This is a genomic window from Corynebacterium sp. HMSC066C02 (genome assembly GCF_001814945.1).
Lineage (GTDB): Bacteria > Actinomycetota > Actinomycetes > Mycobacteriales > Mycobacteriaceae > Corynebacterium > Corynebacterium aurimucosum.
Genome location: NZ_KV818450.1, coordinates 305721 through 325867, shown reverse-complemented (window position 1 = coordinate 325867; position 20147 = coordinate 305721). Strand labels below are relative to the sequence as shown.

The following is a 20147-nucleotide window of genomic DNA, read 5'->3' as shown; positions in this document are numbered from 1 at the left end:
CTGAGGTAGGAACTAAACCCAGGACGCTTCAGTTCAAGCTTTTGTGGTTTATCACCGTGCCCACGTCTACTGACCCCTATCGGGTTTACGACCAGGTCTTTATCGACGGCACCTACTTCCACAAGAAATGCCTGTTGGTAGCCTGCACCAATACACACGTCATTGCCTGGCACTGGTGTTTGCGTGAAAGCTCATACGAGTACCTGAAACTGCTCGACAAAATCGCGCAACCACTCATCGTCACCACCGACGGGGCAGGCGGAGTACTCAAGGCACTGCGCATTAAATGGCCCGACGTTGCCATCCAGCGCTGCCTAGTCCACGTCCAGCGCAACACCTTCGCCGATATCAGCCGCAATCCGATTCACCCAGCGCATAAAGCAATCCGGAAACTGGGCTACATGCTCGTCCAGGTACACAACCGTGAAGATGCTGCACGGTTTACTACTGCAGTCCACCACACCCGCATCACCTTTGCTGATTGGCTTAAACAGCGCACCTACCGCAGTGTTATACCGGCAGGCCAAGTACCGAAATGGGTCAGCGCTAACCAGAAATGGTGGTACACCCACCGCAACGCCCGCAGGGCTCTAAAACGTTTGGAAAAACTCATCCACGTCGGACAGCTATTTACCTTCCTTGACCCGCCTGAAGGTGTCACACAGGACTTAAAAGCCACCACAAACTTGCTGGAAGGCGGCATCAATAAACAGCTCAAAGACCTAGCAGGAAACCATCGTGGCATGTTCGATGAGCATCAGCGCATCACCATGGACTGGTGGCTCTACACCCACACCGAAGACCCGGTAGCCCCGCTGGAGTTAGCTAAGCAACAAGACTTCGGACGCCAAGGAGAAAAAGCCGCACGCGCAGCCTGGGCAAAAGAACAACTTAAACGACGCGGCCACCCCGACGGGCGACCTGCCACATTCGACACCGGCATCGACAACGAGTGGAGCCCCAGCTTAGGCATAAGAAAAGGCTGGGCCGGACGCTCCTAAATCCACACGAAATGTCCCTTAATGCGACACGCCGCAAATCCACACGAAATGTCCCTTAAGCCGATTTTGAGCCCAGTGCACCATCTAGTGCACCAAGTGGCGATTTCAGTACAAAATGAAGAAGACCCCTACCAGGATATTCCCTGGTAGGGGTCGGAAGTTGGTAGCGGGGGCAGGATTCGAACCTACGACCTCTGGGTTATGAGCCCAGCGAGCTACCGAGCTGCTCCACCCCGCGTCGAGATGTACTTCCAAACATCAAGCGCTCTGCACACTGTCCCGTGTGCTGGCGACGGATGTAACTATACAGACACCTTGGCGCCTACCCAAATCCCCTGGGCAGGCGCCATTTCATAGGTGAGGCGCCGAGTTTTCGCCGGCACCTATCCGGACTTACTGAGACTGCAGGGAGCGGTAGTCCTCCACTGCCTTATCGAGCTCGTCCAGGGCCTTGCCGTACTCCTCAAAGGAGCCGTTCTTGGCCTTGTCTACACCATCGAGAGCCTTGTTGATGGCGTCGATAGCCTCGCCCTCGTCAGATGCCTTCGGAGCGGAGGCCGGTGCGGAAGACTCAGAGTCCTTCTCTTCGTCCTTCTTATCGGCGGCATTGGCCTCCTCGTCATCCTTCTCCGTCTGCTTGCCGGAGTCACCCTCAATTTCGGTGATGTCCTGGGCGGCCTTCGGGTCGATGCCGACCTGCTCTAGGGCCTCACCAATCGTCGGCGCATAGCCCACGCGCCCCTTGTAGGACACCAGCACGCGCAGCAGCTTCGGGAACGCAGACTCCTGGCCCTTGCGCTGCGAGTAGATCGGCTCCAAGTAGAGGATCTCTCCCCCACCCACTGGCAGGGCCAGCAGGTTACCGTTCTTCAGGTCATTCGAGCCCTGCCACAGTGTGCGGTCACGAGCCACCTGATCAGAAGACATCATGGCGTCCTGCGCCTGCTTAGGGCCTTGGGTCTGGGTATTCGTCGGCAGCACGCGCACGGTGATATCACCGTAGGTCTCCGGATCAGACGACACCGCCATGTGTGCAGAGAGGAACTGACGGTTCAGACCGCGGTAGGAGGTGATGAGTTGGAAGCTCGGCTTGTTGGTCTCCGGGTCGGAAGCCAGCACGTAGTACGGCGGCTGGTTCAGCCCCTGGGATTCACCGGCAGTCGGATCCTCCGGCACGGACCAGAAGGCGTCGTTGTTGAAGAAGACGCCCGGGTCATCTACGTGGTACTTGGCCAGCAGGTTGCGCTGCACCTTGAACATGTCCTCCGGGTAACGCATGTGCTGACGAAGCTCGTCGGAGATCTCCGACTCGGGCTTGACGACGCCCGGGAAGACACCCTCCCAGGCCTTAAGCACGGGGTCTTCGGTGTCGAACTCATAGAGGTCGACGGTGCCATCGTAAGCGTCGACAGTCGCCTTCACCGAGTTACGGATATAGCCCACCTGATCGTTGACCAAGCGCTGCGTCGTGCCCGTCGGGTTCTGTGCGTCCTGGGTGGTCTCCGTCAGGGAGGTGCGCTGCGAATACGGCAGGGAATCCAAGGTGGTGTAGCCATCGACAATCCACTTGATGCGGCCGTCGATGACCGCCGGGTAGGTGGAGGAATCCGTCGTCAGCCAGGGAGCAACCTTCTCCACGCGCTCGCGCGGGTCGCGGTCATAGAGCAGCTTGGACTCCGGCCCCACGCGGTCCGAGAGCAGGAAGTTGAGTTCCTGGTACTTCAGCGCAAAGGCAGTGCGGTCAACAATGTTGCCGATGTCGACGCCACCCTTGCCGTCATAGGTGTAGGTGGAGGTATCGGTGTCGTATTCGACGGACTCATCACCCGTCTTGCCCACGATGGCGTAGTCCATCCCATCCTGGGCGCTAGCGATCACCGGGCCGAAGTAGGTTCGCGGCTGGTCCACCTTGATACCGAGGGATTCTTCAGCATTCTGGGTTTCGCCCTCACCCTCGGCGTCCTTGCCCGCCTGGGTCTGCAGGTCCGCCACCGTGAAGATGGGGAAACCACCACGGGCCGAACCGGCGTCACGAGCTACCTCATCGACTGTGTTGGCCTGCGCCGCAATGAAACCATTGCCGTGGGTATACACGGTGTGACGGTTAATCCAGTTCTGCTGGTTCTCCTGCAGCTCGTTCGGGTCCAGCTCGCGGGCTGCGACCACGAAGTCACGGAGTTCGCCATCGATTTCATAGCGATCCATCGCCAGCGTCTCTGGGAAGCCGTAGAAGTTCTTCAGCTGCTGCATCTGAGTAAACGTCGGCGCCAGAATGTCCGGGTCCAGCAGGCGCAGGTTGGAGATGGTGGAGTCATCCGAGGCAACCTTGTCATCGGTGACGTCCTCCGCGCCCCAGTTCTCCTCGTAGGTCACCTTGTCGTCTGTGAGGCCATAGGCAAAGCGAGTGGACTCGATGTTGCGGGAGATCGACTCCGCCTCTTTAGCCTGGCGGTTCGGGTTCACGGAGAAGCGTTCCATGATGAGCGGCCAGCCTTGGCCAATGACCAAGGAGGACAGCACCATGAGCACCACGGCCAAGCCGGGGATGCGCAGGTCCTTAATGACCACTGCAGAAAAGATCGCCACGGCCACGAACACGCCGATGATCATGAGGATGATCTTTGCCGGCAGGTAGGCATTGATGTCCGTGTAGGAACCACCCGTAAACAGCGAGTGCTGGTTGTACAGCAACTCGTAGCGCCCCAGCCAGTAGCCAGCCACCTGGAGCAGCATCCAAATGCCACCGGTGACGGCGAGCTGCGTGCGCGCTGCTTTCGACAGCGAACCACGCACGCCGGCGGCGCGATTGCCCAAGCGAATGCCGCCAAGAATGTAGTGCCCCACAAGTGCGATGAGGAAGCACACTGCGACCAGCATGGAAGCAGCGCTGACCAGCATTGACCACACCGGCAAACGGAAGGCGTAGAAGCCAAGGTCGTGGTTGAACTGCGGGTCGGCCACCCCAAAGTCATGAGAATTGAGGAAGAGCATGACGGTCCGCCAATTTGCCTGTCCCAGAAGGCCAGAGACTACGCCGACGAGGACTGGGATGACCTTGAGGAAGACACTCATCGTGCTCTCAATGGATTTGCGGTACTGATAAACGGGGGAATTGAAGTCCGCCATGTCCATCGAGTCACCGCGTCCCCGCCACACAATCAGGCCCGCAACGTACGTCACAGCCGCTGCTACGAGGCCGAAGAGGATGAAGAGGACGATGCGCGTCACCAGGGTCTTGGTGAAGACCCCACGGTACTCAATCGCGCCGAACCACTTCCAATCCGTGTAGAAGCCCACCAACATGGGGCCAATGAACAAGAGGACCGCGATGATGGCGACAACCCACGAGAGAAATTTGGGCGGACGTTTCATCGGGGCGGCGGGTCGGTTGAGTCCGGAAGCCAACTCCAGCTCCAATCAAGTGTCGTGCGAATATAGAGGTATCAAGCTTCTAGTCTAGAGAAGCACTATGACCGTCAACGAACAAGGACGCTTATGAGTTCCCAACCTTCCTCCCAGCCCGCTGTACACCGCGCGCTCAACAAGGCGATGCGCGAAGCCGTGGATTTCATCCACGCCGAAGGCTGGGATGCGCCTCCTACCCTTTTTGCTCTCGTCCCTACTGAGCTGGTGGCCGCCCAGCTTGGGGACGTCGATGACTCCTCTCCCCTCACCCTCGTGGTGCAAGAGTTGCCGGAAGGCATCGAACCGGGATCGGAGCACCTCGCGGACTACGTCTCGCGGCTAGCATGGCCGCGGGAGATCGCCGGCGTCATCCTGGCCCAGGAGATCATGTTTAAGGACACCTCGGACGCCGCGCTTGGCGACGCCCGCCCCGCCCGCCTCTTCTCCGGAGTCCTGCGGGCTACCGCCCTGGACGGAAGCTCCACAGCCGATGCAGAGAGTGTCGACAACGATGGCGCGGAGCTCACCCTGCTGCAATTGCGTCCGACCGAGGAGGAACTAGCGGAGGCCGGCCCCTTCGCAGAAGACGATATCCAATTGCGTGGCGGACCGAATGTGGCACCGGGGGTCATCGCTGCGCTGCGCTACGGGTTGGAGCAAGATCCGGAGGAAATGCTCTAATCGACTAAACTCAGAATGCAGTGGCCATTAGTGCTCAGCTCTCGGGGCTGGGCACGCAATTGATAGAGGAGTCTCTCGTGCGCTTGACATCCCGCTTCACCGCCGCAGCTTCGGCCGTGCTTGCCACCGGCTGCCTGCTCTCCGCATGTGGGAAGGACGATGCCCCCTCCCCTGACCCAGCGCCTGCGAGCGAAGCAACCACCGCCGCCGCGGAGAAGACCAGCGCGCCGGCCCCAGCCACGTCCGCCGAGGAATCCGAGACGACCTCTCCTGCCGCCTCTGAGTCTGAGACCAGCTCAGACGCGAAGGATGAATCCTCAGCCCGCAGCTCCGCCGACCACAAAGACAAAGACAAGGACGCCAGCGAGTCCGCGGAGCCCAGCGGGGCGTTTAATGCTTCCGTGGAGCAAGCTTATGAGATCTTCGGCGGGCTCGTACCGGAGGGGATCTTCGCGCAATTCGACCGCTGCGATCCCAATGGCGTGACGGATTCTTTCAACTGCTCTGGCTCGGAGGTAGGCCAGTTCCAGTTCTTCAAGTCCAAGACCAAGGCTTCCCAAACCACCCAGGTGCTCACCGAGCTGCGCAGCTCCCGCGTCATCGAGGACAGCGGCAACCGCGTCGTGGGCTGGTCCATGCTGGGCAACACGGCCATCCTCACCGTCGTTGACAACGATGAGGGCCTTATCATGCAGCAGATGATCTCCACGGACCAGGACGATCCGGAAGAGCGCCTCAAGGAGCTAGGCCTGGTTTAGCGGGCTAGCCTTCGCAGGTCTCGACGGGCCTGCCCTCCGCAAAATCCTGCATGGCCTCGATGGCATCATCCAGCGTGTGGACCTTAGCCACCACCATGTCTCCGGTATCGCGGCTGACTGCCTCCGCGCAGTTGTCGGCTGGGGCGAGGAAAAGCTCAGCGCCCGCTTCCTGAGCCGCGTGAACCTTGTGGACGATACCGCCGATGGGGCCGACCTCGCCGTCCTCACCTATAGTGCCGGTGCCGGCGACAAACCGGCCGCCGGTGAGATCTTCGCTAGAGAGCTTGTCAATCACCGCCAAGGTAAACATCATGCCGGCCGAGGGGCCGCCGACGTCCTGCAGGTTGTAATCCACCGTGATGTCCTCGGTGGGAACCGAGGTCATAAGGATGCCTAGCAGGGCCACGTCCTCCTGCTCGGGGTGGGAGCCGAGGGTGACCCCGACAGTCTTTTCCTTGCCCTTGCGAACAATGCCTAGCTCCACCTCATCGCCAGGCTGAAGAGCGCGAATCTTCTCTTGCACTTGGCCAGGCTCCGTGACCTTGTCACCGTTGACGGTGGTGATAATGTCGGCGTCGTCAAGCGCGCCTGCTGCGGGGCCGTCATCGAGTACTTGTGCCACCTCGATTCTCACCGGTTTGTCCAGATAGTCCATGGCGGCGACCGTGGCCGCCGACTCAGACTGGGTAAAGGCCTGTTGATTGGCCTCCTGGACCTCCTTATCTGTCTTGCCCTGCGGGATAACATTCTCGATGGGGACGATGGTGTCATCCGTCAACAACCACCGCCCCAGGGCCTGGGCCAGCGTCATGTTGGTGCGCACGGAGACCGTCGTCATGTTGAGCTGCCCCTCCGGCTGGAACGTGTCCGGAGCTTCGACGTTGACCACCGGCTCACCTTCCACCTCGCCCAAAGTGTTCACGGTGGGCCCTGGTCCTTCGGCGGCGTAGGGAACGGACAAGGTGATATCGGTGCCGGGAATGTGGTCGATGCTGAGCAGGGCTCCCGTCAACACCACCGGGATGGCTCCCCACGTGAGGGTGGACAGGCGGCGGGCTCGGGGGTTCTGCGGGGTTTTCACGGAGGATCAGCCTACAGCCTCGGGGTGCCTGTTCGCTCTCAGCGTTGCCGTGGTCCTAGAATCCGCGCTAGGAAACCTAGTAGATTAGGGCCCATGAGCAACGGATTCGGTTTTTCCTTCCCCAATAACGACGATGACGATGATAACGATCGTCGCGACCAGAACCCGTTCGGCGCCTTCGGCTTCAGCGCGGGCAACGGTGGCCTAGGAGACCTGTTGAATCAGTTCGGCCAGATGCTGTCCGGCATGGGTTCCTCCATGAACTCCCCGGAGGGTTCCGGCCCGGTCAACTATGACTTGGCCAAGCGCATCGCGCACCAGCAAATCTCCCGCGACAAAGAGGTCAGCGAGCAAGACCGCACCGCCGTGCAGGAAGCCGTGAGGCTAGCGGAACTGTGGCTAGATGATGCCACGATCCTGCCCACCGCATCCGGCACCGTCACCGCGTGGAATTCCGCGCAGTGGCTGGATGAGACGCTGCCGATGTGGCAGCGCATGGTCACCCCGGTTGCGGAGCACATGAACTCCGCGCAGCTGGAATCCCTGCCGGAGGAAGCCCGCGAGATGATGGGCCCGATGACCTCGATGATGAACTCGATGTCCGGCATGAACTTCGGCGTAAAGCTGGGCCACGCGCTGGGTGATCTGGCTGCGCAGGCATTGACCGGTTCTGACTTCGGCTTGCCTGTCTCCCCCGCAGGCACCACTGCACTCCTGCCGCACAATATCCAGGCCATTGCGCGCGATCTCAACGTTCCGGGCCAGGAAGTGCTCGTCTACATCGGCGCCCGTGAAGCCGCCCGCCAGCGCCTGTTCAAGCATGTGCCGTGGTTGGTCGAGCGCCTCGTCTCCTCCGTTGAGGAATACGCCATGGGCTTGGTTATCGATACCTCCCATATCGAGGAGGCTACCCGCGAGCTCAACCTGGAATCCGGTGACCCTGAGGCCATCCAGGACGCTATGAGCAAGCTACAGGGCATGGACCTGTCCCCGCGGATCACCTCCCGCAACGCAGTCGCGGCTTCTCGTCTGGAAACCCTCTTAGCACTCGTTGAGGGCTGGGTTGAACACGTGGTGACCGAGGCCCTGGGAGAGCGCATCCCGTCTACGAAGGCAATGACCGAGGCGTGGGCGCACCGCCGCTCCACTGGCGGCTCCGCAGAGAAGGCCTTCTCCCAGGTCGTCGGCATCGAGCTCAATGCCCCGAAGGTGGAGGCGGCCGCTGAACTCTGGCGCCGCGCCACCGTCGCGGTGGGCGCCGACAAACGTGACTCCGCCTGGGACCACCCGGATCTTCTGCCCACGGCCGAGCACCTGGAGAACCCTGCGTCCTTCATCGACGGTTTGCTCGATGACACCCCTGATGAGGGCTTTGAAGCTGAGTTCTCCAAGCTGGAGGAGATGCTCCGCCAGCAGGATGCCGGGGGCGATGCCAGCGATAACACCGGCGACAGCGCTGGCGAGGACACAGACGCCGACGGCGACGACAATAAAGAGGACAAGCCGGGCGAAGAGAACTAGCGGAAACGCTGGTAAGCCTCAAGATATCCTTTCGCGCGCTCGGCTTTGGGCGCGCGGTCAGCCCACTCCCAGAAGTCCGGACCATGACCCGGGATGAAGGTGTGCGTTAACTCGTGGATGATGACCGCGTCGAGGACGTAGTCGGGAACATCCTGCAGCCGGTCAGAAATCCGAATATCGCCCGTTGAGGTAGTGCAGCTACCCCAGCGGGATTTTTGGTTACTCACCCACCGGATGGAACCCACCGTGGCGCGGCCCGCCAAAAAGCGGGCATTCAGTGTGCGGGCGCGGTCGGCCAGGGAATCGTCGGAAAGCTGCGAAGAGGTGTGCTTTTTGCGCACCTTCGCCACGATGCCATCCACCGCTTCGCGCTCTTCCGCCGCTGACATCCACGCGGGGATGCGCACCTCCACAACACCGTCGACCACGCGGGCTTGGACGGTGCGACGGCGCCGTGCCGAACGGATGACACGTACCTCGGGATTGCTCGACATGACAGGGCATTCTACCTGTGGTGCAATGGTATCTACACACACCTGGGGTGGGGCACAACGGGGAGGACAGTCTTGAGTGCACAGACGTACATGCTGGCGCCGGAAACCACGATTCTTGAGCGCGAACCCGGAATGCTCCAGTGCGGGATGGATGCCACGCGCGTCGGCGTGTTTGAAGCCCACCCGCAGCTGGCGGGCTTGCTCAACAGGCTGCGCACGCCGCTGACCCGACAAACCATTGAAAAATCCATTGAGAATACGGGCATGAGCCCCTCAGCTGCCCGCAGCTTAGTGGAGGATCTGATTAGCTACCGTGTTTTGTGGCCGGCGCCCCGGCCGCAGCGTGTGGCTGTGCTGGGGACCTCCGCCCTGGCCAATGAGCTGCGCGACGTCCTGCTTGGTGATTCCTTCCAACCACGCTCTCCTCTCCACAGCGAAACCCCTGCCGAGTACATCGCAAACGTGGCCGGGCACCTGCCTATCGTGGCTGTCGACATGCTGGATGGCGCCACGGAATGGGCACAAGCCCTGCGCAATTCCCCAGCCACCTGGTTGCCGGTATCTATGATCGATGCCCGCGGCATCATCGGACCAGTTCGCATCGACGGGGCTGGCCCCTGCCCGCTGTGCGCGCATCTGCACCGCATCGAATCAGACGAGCTATGGCACGAGGTGGCCCACCGCGCCGCGACAGTGGAAGCGCCGGGCGACCCCATCGTGCGCACTGCGATAGTGATGCATGCAGTGGTGATTATTCGCCGGCTCTTGGGAAGGCCGGCCCCGCCAGGAGCGCCCGGTGGCAAGCCGCTCGCCGGCGAACTCACGGAGATAGACCTCTACGGCCTAGAGCAACGGAGGCTTCTCATGGAACATCCTCGCTGCACGTACTGCGCTGCTTCTTAGTTCCTCTTAGCCGCGGGAAGAAGCAATGATCTGCAGAACCTCCGCGCCATAGCGCTCCAGCTTCGAGGGGCCCACCCCGGAGATATCCAGCAGCTCCGCCTCGTTGGCTGGAAGAGCCTCCGAAATCGCTTGCAGGGTGGCATCAGAAAAGACGACGTAGGCAGGAACCTGAGAGTCCTTCGCCACAGACGCCCGCCACGCGCGCAGCGCGTTGAAGACATCCTCATCACCCTCATACTCGCACCACTCATGGCGGCCGAGGACCTTCTCTGCCGGGCTGCTGAGCTGCCCCGAGCACACTCGGCAACGGCGCGGGCGATAGCGACGGTTCGAGGACTGGCTTTCCTCGATTCCCGGGACCACGCCGTCCAGGAAACGAGTTCGCTCACGTGAGGCCCGCGAACCAGTGGTCTTAGCCAGCGCCCACGACAAAGCTAGGTGCTCGCGGGCACGGGTAATACCCACGTAAAAGAGGCGGCGCTCCTCCTCCACGTGTTCATCGCCGGCTTTGATGGCGTGGTTAATGGGCAGGAGTTTTTCGGTGAGCCCCACAAGGAACACCGCATCCCACTCCAGGCCCTTGGCAGCGTGAATGGTAGCGAGGGTCACGCCCTCCATCGTGGGGTTGTGCTTGTTTTCGGAGCGGCGGTGCAGCTCACCCAATACACCAGGCAGGTCTATCCCCTCGTGGTCCTCCACGATCTGCGCGATGAGGTCCACCAAGGCCGTGAGCGACTGCCAGCGCTCGCGGGCCTGCGCACCCTGCGGTTCCGTGGCGGACAGCCCCAGCTCCACGAAGGCCGCACGTGCCACAGCCACCGGATCATTCGGCAAATCATCGCGGCGCGTGGCAGCGATGAGCACGCGGATGGCCTCTAAAATCTCTGGGCGGCGGAAGAAGCCTTCGCCACCGCGGACTTGGTAAACCACTCCAGCGTCAGCAAGCGCCTGCTCAAACTGCTCCGACTGCGCGTTGATGCGGTAAAGAATGGCGATTTCGGAAGCCTTCACTCCCTGGTTCAGCAGGGTCAGAACCTGGCCCGCGACCTCCTTGGCCTCGATCTCCTCAGACTCATAGGCCTTAAACGTGGGCTCGGGTCCAGGCTCGCGCATGCCCTGCAACTCCAGGCGGGTCCCCGCCGCGCGGCCCGTGGCCTTCGAGATGACCTCGTTAGCCAGGTCCGTCACTTGCGGGGTGGAGCGGTAGTCTCGCTGCAGCTTGACCACGGTGGCCTGCGGGTAGGTGCGGGAAAAATTCAGCAGATACTCCGGGGAAGCACCGTTGAAGGAATAGATGGTCTGGTTGGCATCGCCCACGACCGTCAGGTCATCGCGCTCCCCCAACCAGGCCTCCAGTACTCGCTGCTGCAAGGGGGTGACGTCTTGATACTCGTCCACCACAAAGGTTCGGTACTGCTCACGGAAGACCTCCGCCACCGCAGGCACGTTCTCGATGGCGCCGGCGATGTGCATGAGCAAGTCATCAAAATCGAGGTACATGAGATCCGGGGTGGCCTTCATGTCCTCATAGCGGCGGAAGACCTCCGCCACCTTGGCCGGATCCCCCGGCGCCTCGCGGTCCGTGGATTCGATGACACCGGGATAGCCCTCGGGGCTAATCAGTGAAGACTTTGCCCATTCGATTTCCCCCAGGAAATCACGAATCGTGTCCTTGTTGTTGTCCAGGCCAAGCGAGCGGACCGCGCGGCCGACCAGGCTGAACTTGTTGTCTATGAGCTGCCAGGGCAGATCCCCAGCAACCTGCGGCCAAAAGTACTTCAACTGGCGGCGCGCTGCGGCGTGAAAGGTTTGGGCTTGTACTCCCCCAACGCCCATCTGGTTGAGCCGCTCGCGCATTTCACTCGCGGCGCGAGAGGTGAAGGTGACGGCCAGAACGCGCTGCGGGTTGACGAAACCCTGGTCCACCATGTGAGCGATGCGATAGGTAATCGTGCGGGTCTTACCCGTTCCGGCACCCGCCAGGATGCAGACTGGGCCGCGCGGCGCCGTGGCTGCGGCTCGCTGGTCTTCATCGAGCAGGGACAGATCCGGTCTCATCACCGTGGAACCACTCCATAATCATCGTGTGTGCAATTGAACCCTTGCGGGCAATGGTCAGTTCTGGCAGCTCAGCGCGGGACACCCACCGCACTTCTGCGAGCTCTTCGTCAGTATCGCACACGGGCTGGACATCCTCCGTGACCGCGGAAAAGCCCACCATCAAAGAGCCACTAGGCGGCCAGGGCTGCGAGCCCCAATAGGAAACTGACTCAACGCGACGACCGGTTTCCTCCAGTGCCTCGCGGATCATCGCTTCTTCAAGGGTCTCGCCGGGATCGACATAGCCGGCGATGAGTGAAAAGAATCCTGGACGGTGACGGTTGCGAGCCAGCAGGATACGGTCCGACTCCGCGTGGTGAATGATGCCGATGACGGCGGGATCCAAGCGGGGAAAGACGAGGCGTTCGCCATCGTGTCCCACGGCCCCGGGCGCAGGGTAGGACAGCTCCCGCCCAGTGCGTGGATCAAAGCGCGCTTCCCGACGGTTACGGATCAGATGCAGGGCTTTGAGAATGTCGCGCTGACCGTTAAAGAAGGTGGCATCGCGCAGTGTACCGAGCCGCTCGGCGGCCTCGGACTCCACCAGGAAAGCGTGAATATCCCCGGCCGCAACCACGATCTCCCCCGTCGGCTTAGCCAGAAAGACCGGCTGGCCTTGTGGCGATACCGGGACAAGGCCAGTCTCGGTGACGGGCAGGAACATTAGTTGCCTTCATCCTCGTCTTCATCGGTATCTTCCGCAGCCTGCTGCATCTCATGCTTGATATAGAGCAGGCGGTCACCAGGCTTGAGTGCATACGCGTCTGCCGTATCGACACGGTGTAGCTCGTTGTTGCGCAGAACCGCCAGAACAATGTCGGCGAGGTGACGTGGATTGGAGCCCACTTCGAATTCGCGCACCGCACGCTCGGCCACGGAAAAGCCCTCGTTCGGCGAGAGGAGGTCCTCCATCATCTCCACCACCGTCGGTGTCACGGTGGCTAGGCCCAGGAGACGTCCGGCGGTCTCTGCGGAGGTGACCACCGAATCGGCACCGGATTGGAGGAGTAGGTGGCGGTTCTCGGATTCACGCACGGAAGCGACCACCTTGGCCTTGGGGTTGAGCTCGCGCACGGACAAGGTACACAGCACCGCGGTATCGTCCGTGGACGGAGTCACCACCACCGACGAGGCGTGCTGCGCGCCGGCGATGCGCAGCACGTCTTGCTTGGTTCCGGAGCCGTAAATGGTGACGAGGCCGTGGTGCTCGGCGCTGGCTAGGGCCGCGCGGTTGTTGTCAACAACCACGATTTGGGAGGCGGGAACGTCATCGGCGATGAGGGCGGCGACCGCACCAGCGCCCTTAGTGCCATAGCCGATGACAACGGTGTGGTTACGCAATTGCTTTCTCCAATTCTGGATTTCAAAGGTGCGGCGGGCTCGATCCGTCAGAACCGACAAGGTAGCACCGACCAACAAAACAAGGAAGAGCAGGCGGGCCGGGGTAACGATAATGAGGTTGATGAAGCGCGCGGTGGGGGTGACGGGAACGATATCGCCATAGCCCACAGTGGTCAACGACACCGCTGAATAGTAGGCGGCATCGAGGAAGGACAGGTCTTCGCTGTAGCCATCACCGTCGAAAAAGACGATGATGGTGACAAAGACCATCAGCCCCATAGCCCAGATAACTCGGCGCGCCAGTTGCTTCCACGGGCTGGTGCTCGCGGTACGCGGAATCGTGATGACGTCAAGCAGCGCATGGTCAGGCTGCGAGGTCAGCTCTACCTGCGACAAGAAACGCGACGTAATGCGTTTGCCTAAGTGCTTGGGCACGAAGCGCCAACCTCCCTAGATGATGCGGATTTCCTCGTGAGACTACCTTAGACTCAACCCTGGTGACGTGGAAACTGCAGAGCTTAAAAGCTCAGCCAACCGTGGCCCGGTGGGCAAGTCCTCCGGCTCCAAAAGATAGTTCTCATGCACGTAGTAGAAAGCCGCGCGGACAGTCTCCACGCCATGGATGCGCCGCCATGCCTCCGCATAGACGGCGAGCTGAATCTGCGCCGAGTACAGAGCAGCACCCTGGGGGCGGCGGCCAGTCTTCCAGTCCACGATGAGCCACGAGCCATCCGGCTGTTGGAATACCGCATCCATGCGGCCGCGGACGACGGAATCCCCAATGGTGATCTCGAAAGGGGCCTCTACGAAAGCCGGCGTGCGCTGTGCCCACTCCGAGGCTAGGAAGGACTCCTTGAGGGACTCCAAGTCGTGGTCCGGTTCATCGTGAGAACCGGGCAGCTCATCCTCCCCCAGCAAGGCAGGCGCGCCGAAACGATCCTCCAGCCACGCGTGGAAAGCAGTGCCGCGCTTGGCGTAGGAATTAGGTTTGAAGGGGATGGGGCGGCGCTGGCGGCGTGCGAATTGGGTGGGGTCTGCCGACATGGCCACCATGTCAGAGGCCGTCAGCTCGCCGGGTAGTTCTACATCGACCACCGGGGCCTGCAGCGCTTTGTGCTCTTCAATGAGCGCGCTCGCCTCTTGTTCCCAGAGACCGAAGACTTCGCCATCGCGCAGCGGAGGGAGGTTCTCCATTGCCGCGCGTACCGCCTCTGCTGCCTGCAGCGCTTCCGACTGCGGGTTCAAAGAAGGGAAAGAGGCCTCAACTGCACCTCCTTCCTCCTCTTCCACAGGGATGTCGGGGATATCCCAATGGACAATCAGCTCCGGATGCTTATCCGCTAATAACTGCAGGTAGGAATAGGGGCCCTTCTTGCTCTTTCCCTTGAGTCTATTCGTGCCGGAACCAGTCACCGTCAGCGTGGACTCGGTGCGGGTCATGGCCACGTAGAAAAGACGCGCCGCTTCCTCTGCTTGGAACTCGCGGTTCTGTTCTTTGAAAGCCGTGCACGCCTTATCAAAGTCAGAGCGCGTCACCGCATCCTCGGGCACATCGATGACGTCCTCGTCACCTGGGGCCTTTTCGATCTTGGTCAGGAAGGTCTCCGCCTGCGCCTTGTAGCTCGAGGAATCCGCATGCGCCACGCAGACGTGTTCCCATTCCAAGCCCTTGGCCTTGTGCACCGTCATGATCTGCACGCGGTTGCGCACAAGCGGGACCTCTCCCAGCTCGAGCCCGTCTTCCTTCTCCTTAGCCAACTCAAGATAGTCCAAAAGGCCAGCCAAGCCATCACCGTGGAAGCCCGCGACAAAGTCGGCGAAGGCGTCGAGGTGCGTTGCCCCGCCCGGCTTGCCTGAGGCGAGGACTTCGGTGCGCAAGCCGAAGAGAAGCTCAATATCGGCCACGATGTCGTTGAGAGTCTTGCCCAAAGAATAGGTACGGAGGTAGCGCAGCTTAGAGGAGACCTCCTCCATGCGCTCCAAGCCTTCGGTGCTGTAGCGATCGCGTTCGCCGAGGTCTGCGAGGGCGTCGGCAAGCCCCAGCACCTGGTCCGGCCCCTCCGCGGTAATCTCCTCAACCTGGGCGGCTAGGTGCGCCAGGGGATCACCGCCTTCCCACCGCGTGCGGCCTTCGGTGGCGCCGGCGAGATTACGCTGACGCGAATGCAGCGCCTGGATATCGGCGATGCCCAGACCGCACATCGGTCCGGTCAGCACACGCAGCGCCGCGGCGGTGTCTTGTGGACGCACCAAAAGCGTGGCTACCGCCACAAGATCTTGGATCTCCGGCTGCCAGAGAAGTCCACCGAGGCCGAAGATCTCGTTGGGCACACCGACCTCATCCAAGGCAGCGGCGATCAACGGCGATTGCTTATTGGTGCGCACGAGTACGGCGGCATTGAAATCCTCGCCTTCCGGCGTGGACTCATAAAGCTGGCGGAGATGCTCAGCGATGAAAGCGCGCTCCTCGTCCTCAGAAGCGAAATAGCCCAGCTCTACCTTGCCGGCCGGCGCCGTGGGCTTGGGCGACAGCTCATCTACTGGGCGCTCGCCGGGGCTTGAGGAGAAGAGCTTCGACGCCACGTCATTAGCCAAGCTGAGTACCGTCGAGGGATTACGCCAGGAGGTGGTGAGTTGGTCCTTCGGGGCCGGGGTGCCGTCCGGCTGCGGAAAGTCTGTGACAAAAGCTTCCAGGTTTTCCGCCGTCGCGCCACGCCAGCCATAGATGGACTGCATGGGGTCACCCACCGCGGTAACTGATAGACCCTCACGCTCGCCACCGAAGAGCGAGCGCAGCAAGATGCGCTGCGCATGGGAGGTGTCTTGGTACTCATCCAACATGATGACGCGGTAACGCGCGCTTTGTTGCTCACCTAAGAGCGGGAAGTTCTTGGCCAGCGTGGCGGCGATGGACATCTGCTCACCGAAGGTGATGACCCCGCGCTCCGCTTGTTCCTTCTTGAGAGCTTCCACCAAGGGCAGGTACTCCAGGCGCAGGCGTTGGGTATCCAGGTATTTCTGCAAGTCCTTGCCGAACTCGCCTTTGGTCCTCTTGCTCTTTTCTAGGTCCTCAGCGGTCTTGCGGAAGATGTCCTCGTGCTCATAGAGATCCTGCGGATTCTTAAGCTCTCCGTCCATCGTTTCCGCGAGCTTGAGCAAGGTAGCGGTGACCGTGGACACCGCATTATCTGTGCTGAGCGAACCCGAGTAATTGCTGACCACCTCGTGGGCGATGGCATAGCGTTCCGCCTCGGTGATGATTCGGGCATTCGGCTCGACCGGCATGAGCAGGCCATACTCGCGGACAAGATCACCCGCATAAGAGTCATAGGTGGACACGTTTGGCGCGATATTTTCCACTGCTTCTGCCGCTGGGCTGCCCGGGGCAAGGATTCCAGAGGAACGCAGGGTTAGCAGCTGGCGGCGGATGCGCTGCTCTAGTTGCTGGGCTGCCTTGCGGGTAAAGGTTAGGCCAAGGACTTGCTCAGGCCGCACGAGCCCATTGGCCACGAGCGATACAACACGCGAGGCCATCGTCTCCGTCTTACCAGCGCCTGCGCCGGCCACGACGAGCTTCGGTCCAAGCGGGCCATCAATAACGGCGGCCTGTTCCGGGGTGGGCGGAAAGGGCTTGCCCAGCGCGGCAGCCAGCTCCTCAGGGCTGAAGTGTTGAGCGGGATTCTTAGGCATCGGTCACCAGACCTCCTTCATTCATCACAGGGCAGATAGAGCGGATCCGGCAGCGATCACAATCAGCGTTTTCACGTGCGGTCAGGTCCGGACCACGCAGCTCAGCCACGAGTGCGGGCAGCGACTGCGCAAATTCTTCGAGCTCTTCAGGAGGCTTGGTGGCTTGCTCCCGGGTGGACACGGCGGCAGTACTGGAGCGCGGATACACCAGAACACCTCCGCCACGCGGCAGGCCATCACCGGTCCGGATAGACACAGCCTGCGACTCGCCGCCAGGTTCCGCGGGTGCTGTAACAAGCGCGCCGTGTGCTAGCGCCAACTGATATGTCATGAGCTGGGTATTGTCTTGGGCGCGGGCCGCCGACGGGACTTTTGTCCCCGTCTTGAGATCCACCACGACATAGTCTTCCCCGGCCTTCGCCAACCGGTCAATGAACCCGCGAATGGTGACATCGGAGCCGATGTCCACGTTGACGGGGACCTCAACGCCAACGGGTTCAAGTGATGTAGAGCTCGAGAGCACCCAACTATGAGTGCGGTCGATAAGGCGCTCAAAGTCCACACGCTCAGCCTCGCGATGCCACGCTGGCCCCTCCACAAGCGCATCGAAGGCATCGAGCACAAGCCGCTTCGCAGGCTCGGCGGCAGCACCGCGCCCCAGCGCTTCCAAAAAAGCATGCGCCAAATTACCACGTAGCAGGTTGATGTTCGCAGAATCATCCTCCACGAGCTGCCCGAGCACCGCGTTGAGCGGACACGTGAGCAAGGCATCGACCCGGGATGGCGACACCGTGCTCGAACCACGCAGCGGCAATTCCGAAGCCACGCCGCGCGCGGCCCACCACTGATCCGGATGCGCCCCAGGGACCCCAGCCTCCGCCAAACGGGCCAACTGCCGGACCGCCTGGGAACGTTCCGCCTCATTGGTCTCCGGATCAGTTGCACAACGGCGCAGTTGCGCCACGAACGCGGGCACCGAGAGTACGGAGACATCGAGAGGATCGAGCTCTTCCTCCCCACTAGCAGCACTGGGCAGCGTCACCGGATTCGGCTCCGGCACCTCGAGGCCCAACTCACGTGGCCAGGCCTGGCGTGCGAGGCGCTTACCCGCCTCCCGGCGCGCTTGTGCGCCGGGAACATCAACGCCGCGAGCGGAAAGGAACTCGTCGATGAAACGCGAGGGTTCTTCCACGACATCGCTCTCCGGTGAGTCCACCGCCACGATGAGCAGCCGTTGCCGGTGACGGGTAGTGGCCACGTGGAAGAGACGGCGCTCCTCCGCCAAGCGCCCCGACACGTGGCTGACTGGGGTGCCGGGAGTGATGCCGCGATCCAGCACATCGATGAGATCTTCTTGCCCAAAAAGAGAGCCGGTCTCCCCTACCGAGGGCCATGTTCCTTCCTGAACGCCCGCCACGATGACGGTGTCCCACTCGCGCCCCACTGCGCCGTGCGCGGTGAGGATTTCTACTGCATTGGGCAAGGCCGAGCGGCGATCCCGCACGCCGGTGGGCAGTTCTTGCTCCGTGATGTGCAGAATGAAGGACTCCAACGACGCCGCCGGACGACGCTCGGCGTAATCGCCGGCGGCGTCGAACAAGGCCATCATCGCGTCCAAGTCACGGTCCGCCTGCGAACCCGCGGCACCGCCGCGCAGGGCTGCTGCCTGTAGGCGTGTATCCAAACCGGTGGCTTGCCACACTTCCCACAGGACTTCCTCAACAGCAGCGCCTTGCTGCAAGGCCGCGCGCCCGGCAGACAGCACCCCGCGAATACGCGCCAAAATCGCTTCCTCGCGCTCGGTGAGGAGGTTATTGAAGTCCGGCAACTCACCGTCCAGCAACTCCCGCAGTGTATTCATTCCGCGCTGCTCCGGCTTCCAACGGCGCAGGCCGCGGATGAGCCTCCGCAGAGTCACCGGATCAGCGCCGCCCACGGGACCTGTAATCAGGTCCTCGAGCTCCACGGGCTCAAGCTCATTTTCCAGAGCACGCAAAGCCAGAAGTACTGCTTTGACCAAGCGCTGCTCAGCGAGTACCACGTCCGTGGGGTTGATGTGCACCGGCACGCCAGCAGAAAGCAGCGTGCGACGGGCCGATCCAATATCCCCGGTAGAGCGCACGATCACTGCGATATCACGCCAGTCCACGCCGTCTTCTAAGTGCCGGCGGCGAACCGTATTGGCCAGGACATCACGCAAGGTGCCGCGGGAATCCACGACGCTCACGCACGCCGGGGACGGCCTGCGGTACGTAGAACTCAGGCGAAGTTCGTTCTCTGCTTTCCAGGTGGTGAGGAATTCCGAATTAGCACCACGGAAGGCGAAAACCGCTTGGTCGGGGTCACCGCCGATCACGGTGAGGCGTGCAGTTTTCGCCAGCTCCGCGATCAGCTGGCCGGAGGTCGGGTCCAGCAACTGCGCGTCATCGACCACGATGGTGTGCCACGGGTGCTCGCGCAACATCTCTGGGCGCAAAAGCACTTGGCTGACCAGCTCCGCAGCGGAATAGGAATGCGAACCCGCCAGCGCCTGAGTGCGCTCATACTCGCGCAGGAAGTCTCCGGCAGCACCCCACATGGGCCGGCCGTAGCGTTGTCCCAGCTCCTCCAAGTCCGTCGGTCCGAGCCCCCGTTCGATGGCACGCAGCAACAAATCACGCAATTGGCGCGCAAAGCCCACATACTCTAGGGCCGGGCGCATCTCCTCTGGCCACGCGCCCCGGCGATCGGCCGCATGGCCCTGCAACAGCTCACGGATCACTGCATCCTGTTCCGCACCAGTGATGAGACGCAGCTCCTCCTCGCTGCTGTGGCGCAGAAGCGCAAAAGCCAATGAGTGCACCGAGCGCACCATCGAAGTCTGTGCGGCGTAGTCATCGAGGTTTTCTGCTAACTCCCGGCGCAGCAACGAGCCGGATTCCTTGGAGGGGGCGACGACGAGGATGCCGGAGGCATCGGCTCCAGCATTGAGTTGGGCCAAGACAACGTCGATCAGCAGGCTCGACACCCCTGATCCCGCCGCACCAAGCACCCGCCAGGTACCTTGCTGTGGCAAAGGAACATCCCACTCGCGCGACGTGGCGCGGCGGCTTCGGGGAATGAGGCGGACTTCCGGCGAGGGAGGAAGCGTGACGCCGGTACGTATGGGGGATTCGCTGCTGTACTTCACGCC

13 protein-coding genes and 1 tRNA gene are annotated in these 20147 nt (G+C 61.7%); 5 read left to right on the top strand and 9 right to left on the bottom strand.

Annotated elements, in window-relative coordinates; genetic code table 11:
- A partial coding sequence (locus HMPREF2996_RS12465) for an IS1249 family transposase (protein ID WP_083313796.1) occupies positions 1-1001 on the top strand: 1001 nt, incomplete at its 5' end.
- Positions 1002-1162: 161 nt separating this feature from the next.
- Here the strand turns inward: HMPREF2996_RS12465 and HMPREF2996_RS06865 are convergent.
- A tRNA-Met gene (locus HMPREF2996_RS06865) sits at positions 1163-1239 on the bottom strand.
- A 155-nt stretch (positions 1240-1394) separates the two neighbouring features.
- Positions 1395-4373, bottom strand: coding sequence for a UPF0182 family protein (locus HMPREF2996_RS06860; protein WP_070730664.1), 2979 nt, complete (start codon positions 4371-4373; stop codon positions 1395-1397).
- Positions 4374-4496: 123 nt separating this feature from the next.
- Here HMPREF2996_RS06860 and HMPREF2996_RS06855 point away from each other — a divergent pair, with 123 nt between their 5' ends.
- Together HMPREF2996_RS06855 and HMPREF2996_RS06850 are read left to right on the top strand one after the other, a co-directional pair.
- Positions 4497-5087, top strand: coding sequence for a PPA1309 family protein (locus HMPREF2996_RS06855; RefSeq protein WP_070446104.1), 591 nt, complete (start codon positions 4497-4499; stop codon positions 5085-5087).
- 77 nt (positions 5088-5164) lie between these two features.
- Positions 5165-5845, top strand: coding sequence for a beta-N-acetylglucosaminidase (locus HMPREF2996_RS06850; protein ID WP_070730662.1), 681 nt, complete (start codon positions 5165-5167; stop codon positions 5843-5845).
- Between the two features lie 4 nt (positions 5846-5849).
- Here the strand turns inward: HMPREF2996_RS06850 and HMPREF2996_RS06845 are convergent, their stop codons facing one another.
- A complete protein-coding gene (locus HMPREF2996_RS06845) occupies positions 5850-6926 on the bottom strand; it encodes a YlbL family protein (RefSeq protein ID WP_070730660.1) in 1077 nt (358 codons plus the stop codon).
- A 93-nt stretch (positions 6927-7019) separates the two neighbouring features.
- Here HMPREF2996_RS06845 and HMPREF2996_RS06840 point away from each other — a divergent pair, with 93 nt between their 5' ends.
- Positions 7020-8447, top strand: coding sequence for a zinc-dependent metalloprotease (locus HMPREF2996_RS06840; protein WP_070730659.1), 1428 nt, complete (start codon positions 7020-7022; stop codon positions 8445-8447).
- Here the strand turns inward: HMPREF2996_RS06840 and HMPREF2996_RS06835 are convergent.
- Complete coding sequence (locus HMPREF2996_RS06835; RefSeq protein WP_070730656.1) at positions 8444-8941, bottom strand: M48 metallopeptidase family protein; 498 nt, start codon at positions 8939-8941, stop codon at positions 8444-8446. The genes HMPREF2996_RS06840 and HMPREF2996_RS06835 overlap by 4 nt on opposite strands.
- 72 nt (positions 8942-9013) lie before the next feature.
- On the opposite strand from HMPREF2996_RS06835, the gene HMPREF2996_RS06830 reads away from it, so the two are divergent.
- Entirely contained in the window at positions 9014-9844 is an 831-nt protein-coding gene (locus HMPREF2996_RS06830; protein ID WP_070730654.1) for a hypothetical protein, read from the top strand.
- 6 nt (positions 9845-9850) lie between these two features.
- Here the strand turns inward: HMPREF2996_RS06830 and HMPREF2996_RS06825 are convergent, their stop codons facing one another.
- From HMPREF2996_RS06825 to HMPREF2996_RS06805, 5 genes are read right to left on the bottom strand one after another with little or no spacing between them, the layout of a single operon-like run.
- A complete protein-coding gene (locus HMPREF2996_RS06825) occupies positions 9851-11902 on the bottom strand; it encodes an ATP-dependent DNA helicase UvrD2 (RefSeq protein ID WP_201829624.1) in 2052 nt (683 codons plus the stop codon).
- Positions 11874-12608, bottom strand: a complete 735-nt coding sequence (locus tag HMPREF2996_RS06820) for an NAD(+) diphosphatase (protein WP_070719628.1) — start codon at positions 12606-12608, stop codon at positions 11874-11876. Before HMPREF2996_RS06820 ends, HMPREF2996_RS06825 begins: the two co-directional genes overlap by 29 nt.
- Complete coding sequence (locus HMPREF2996_RS06815; RefSeq protein ID WP_070446120.1) at positions 12608-13720, bottom strand: potassium channel family protein; 1113 nt, start codon at positions 13718-13720, stop codon at positions 12608-12610. The genes HMPREF2996_RS06820 and HMPREF2996_RS06815 overlap by 1 nt, the downstream gene beginning before the upstream one ends.
- 42 nt (positions 13721-13762) lie before the next feature.
- Positions 13763-16975, bottom strand: coding sequence for an ATP-dependent helicase (locus tag HMPREF2996_RS06810; RefSeq protein ID WP_070644089.1), 3213 nt, complete (start codon positions 16973-16975; stop codon positions 13763-13765).
- Positions 16968-20144 carry an ATP-dependent helicase gene (locus tag HMPREF2996_RS06805; protein WP_256375083.1) on the bottom strand — a complete coding sequence of 1059 codons (3177 nt, stop codon included), beginning with the start codon at positions 20142-20144 and terminating at the stop codon, positions 16968-16970. Before HMPREF2996_RS06805 ends, HMPREF2996_RS06810 begins: the two co-directional genes overlap by 8 nt.
- Between the last annotated feature and the right edge of the window lie 3 nt (positions 20145-20147).

Excerpts from the sequence above, each read along its gene's own strand:
- HMPREF2996_RS06860 (WP_070730664.1), bottom strand. The coding sequence starts at position 4,373 with ATGAAACGTCCGCCCAAATTTCTCTCGTGGGTTGTCGCCATCATCGCG.
- HMPREF2996_RS06855 (WP_070446104.1), top strand. The coding sequence starts at position 4,497 with ATGAGTTCCCAACCTTCCTCCCAGCCCGCTGTACACCGCGCGCTCAAC.
- HMPREF2996_RS06840 (WP_070730659.1), top strand. The coding sequence starts at position 7,020 with ATGAGCAACGGATTCGGTTTTTCCTTCCCCAATAACGACGATGACGAT.
- HMPREF2996_RS06835 (WP_070730656.1), bottom strand. The coding sequence starts at position 8,941 with ATGTCGAGCAATCCCGAGGTACGTGTCATCCGTTCGGCACGGCGCCGT.
- HMPREF2996_RS06825 (WP_201829624.1), bottom strand. The coding sequence starts at position 11,902 with ATGAGACCGGATCTGTCCCTGCTCGATGAAGACCAGCGAGCCGCAGCC.
- HMPREF2996_RS06820 (WP_070719628.1), bottom strand. The coding sequence starts at position 12,608 with ATGTTCCTGCCCGTCACCGAGACTGGCCTTGTCCCGGTATCGCCACAA.
- HMPREF2996_RS06810 (WP_070644089.1), bottom strand. The coding sequence starts at position 16,975 with ATGCCTAAGAATCCCGCTCAACACTTCAGCCCTGAGGAGCTGGCTGCC.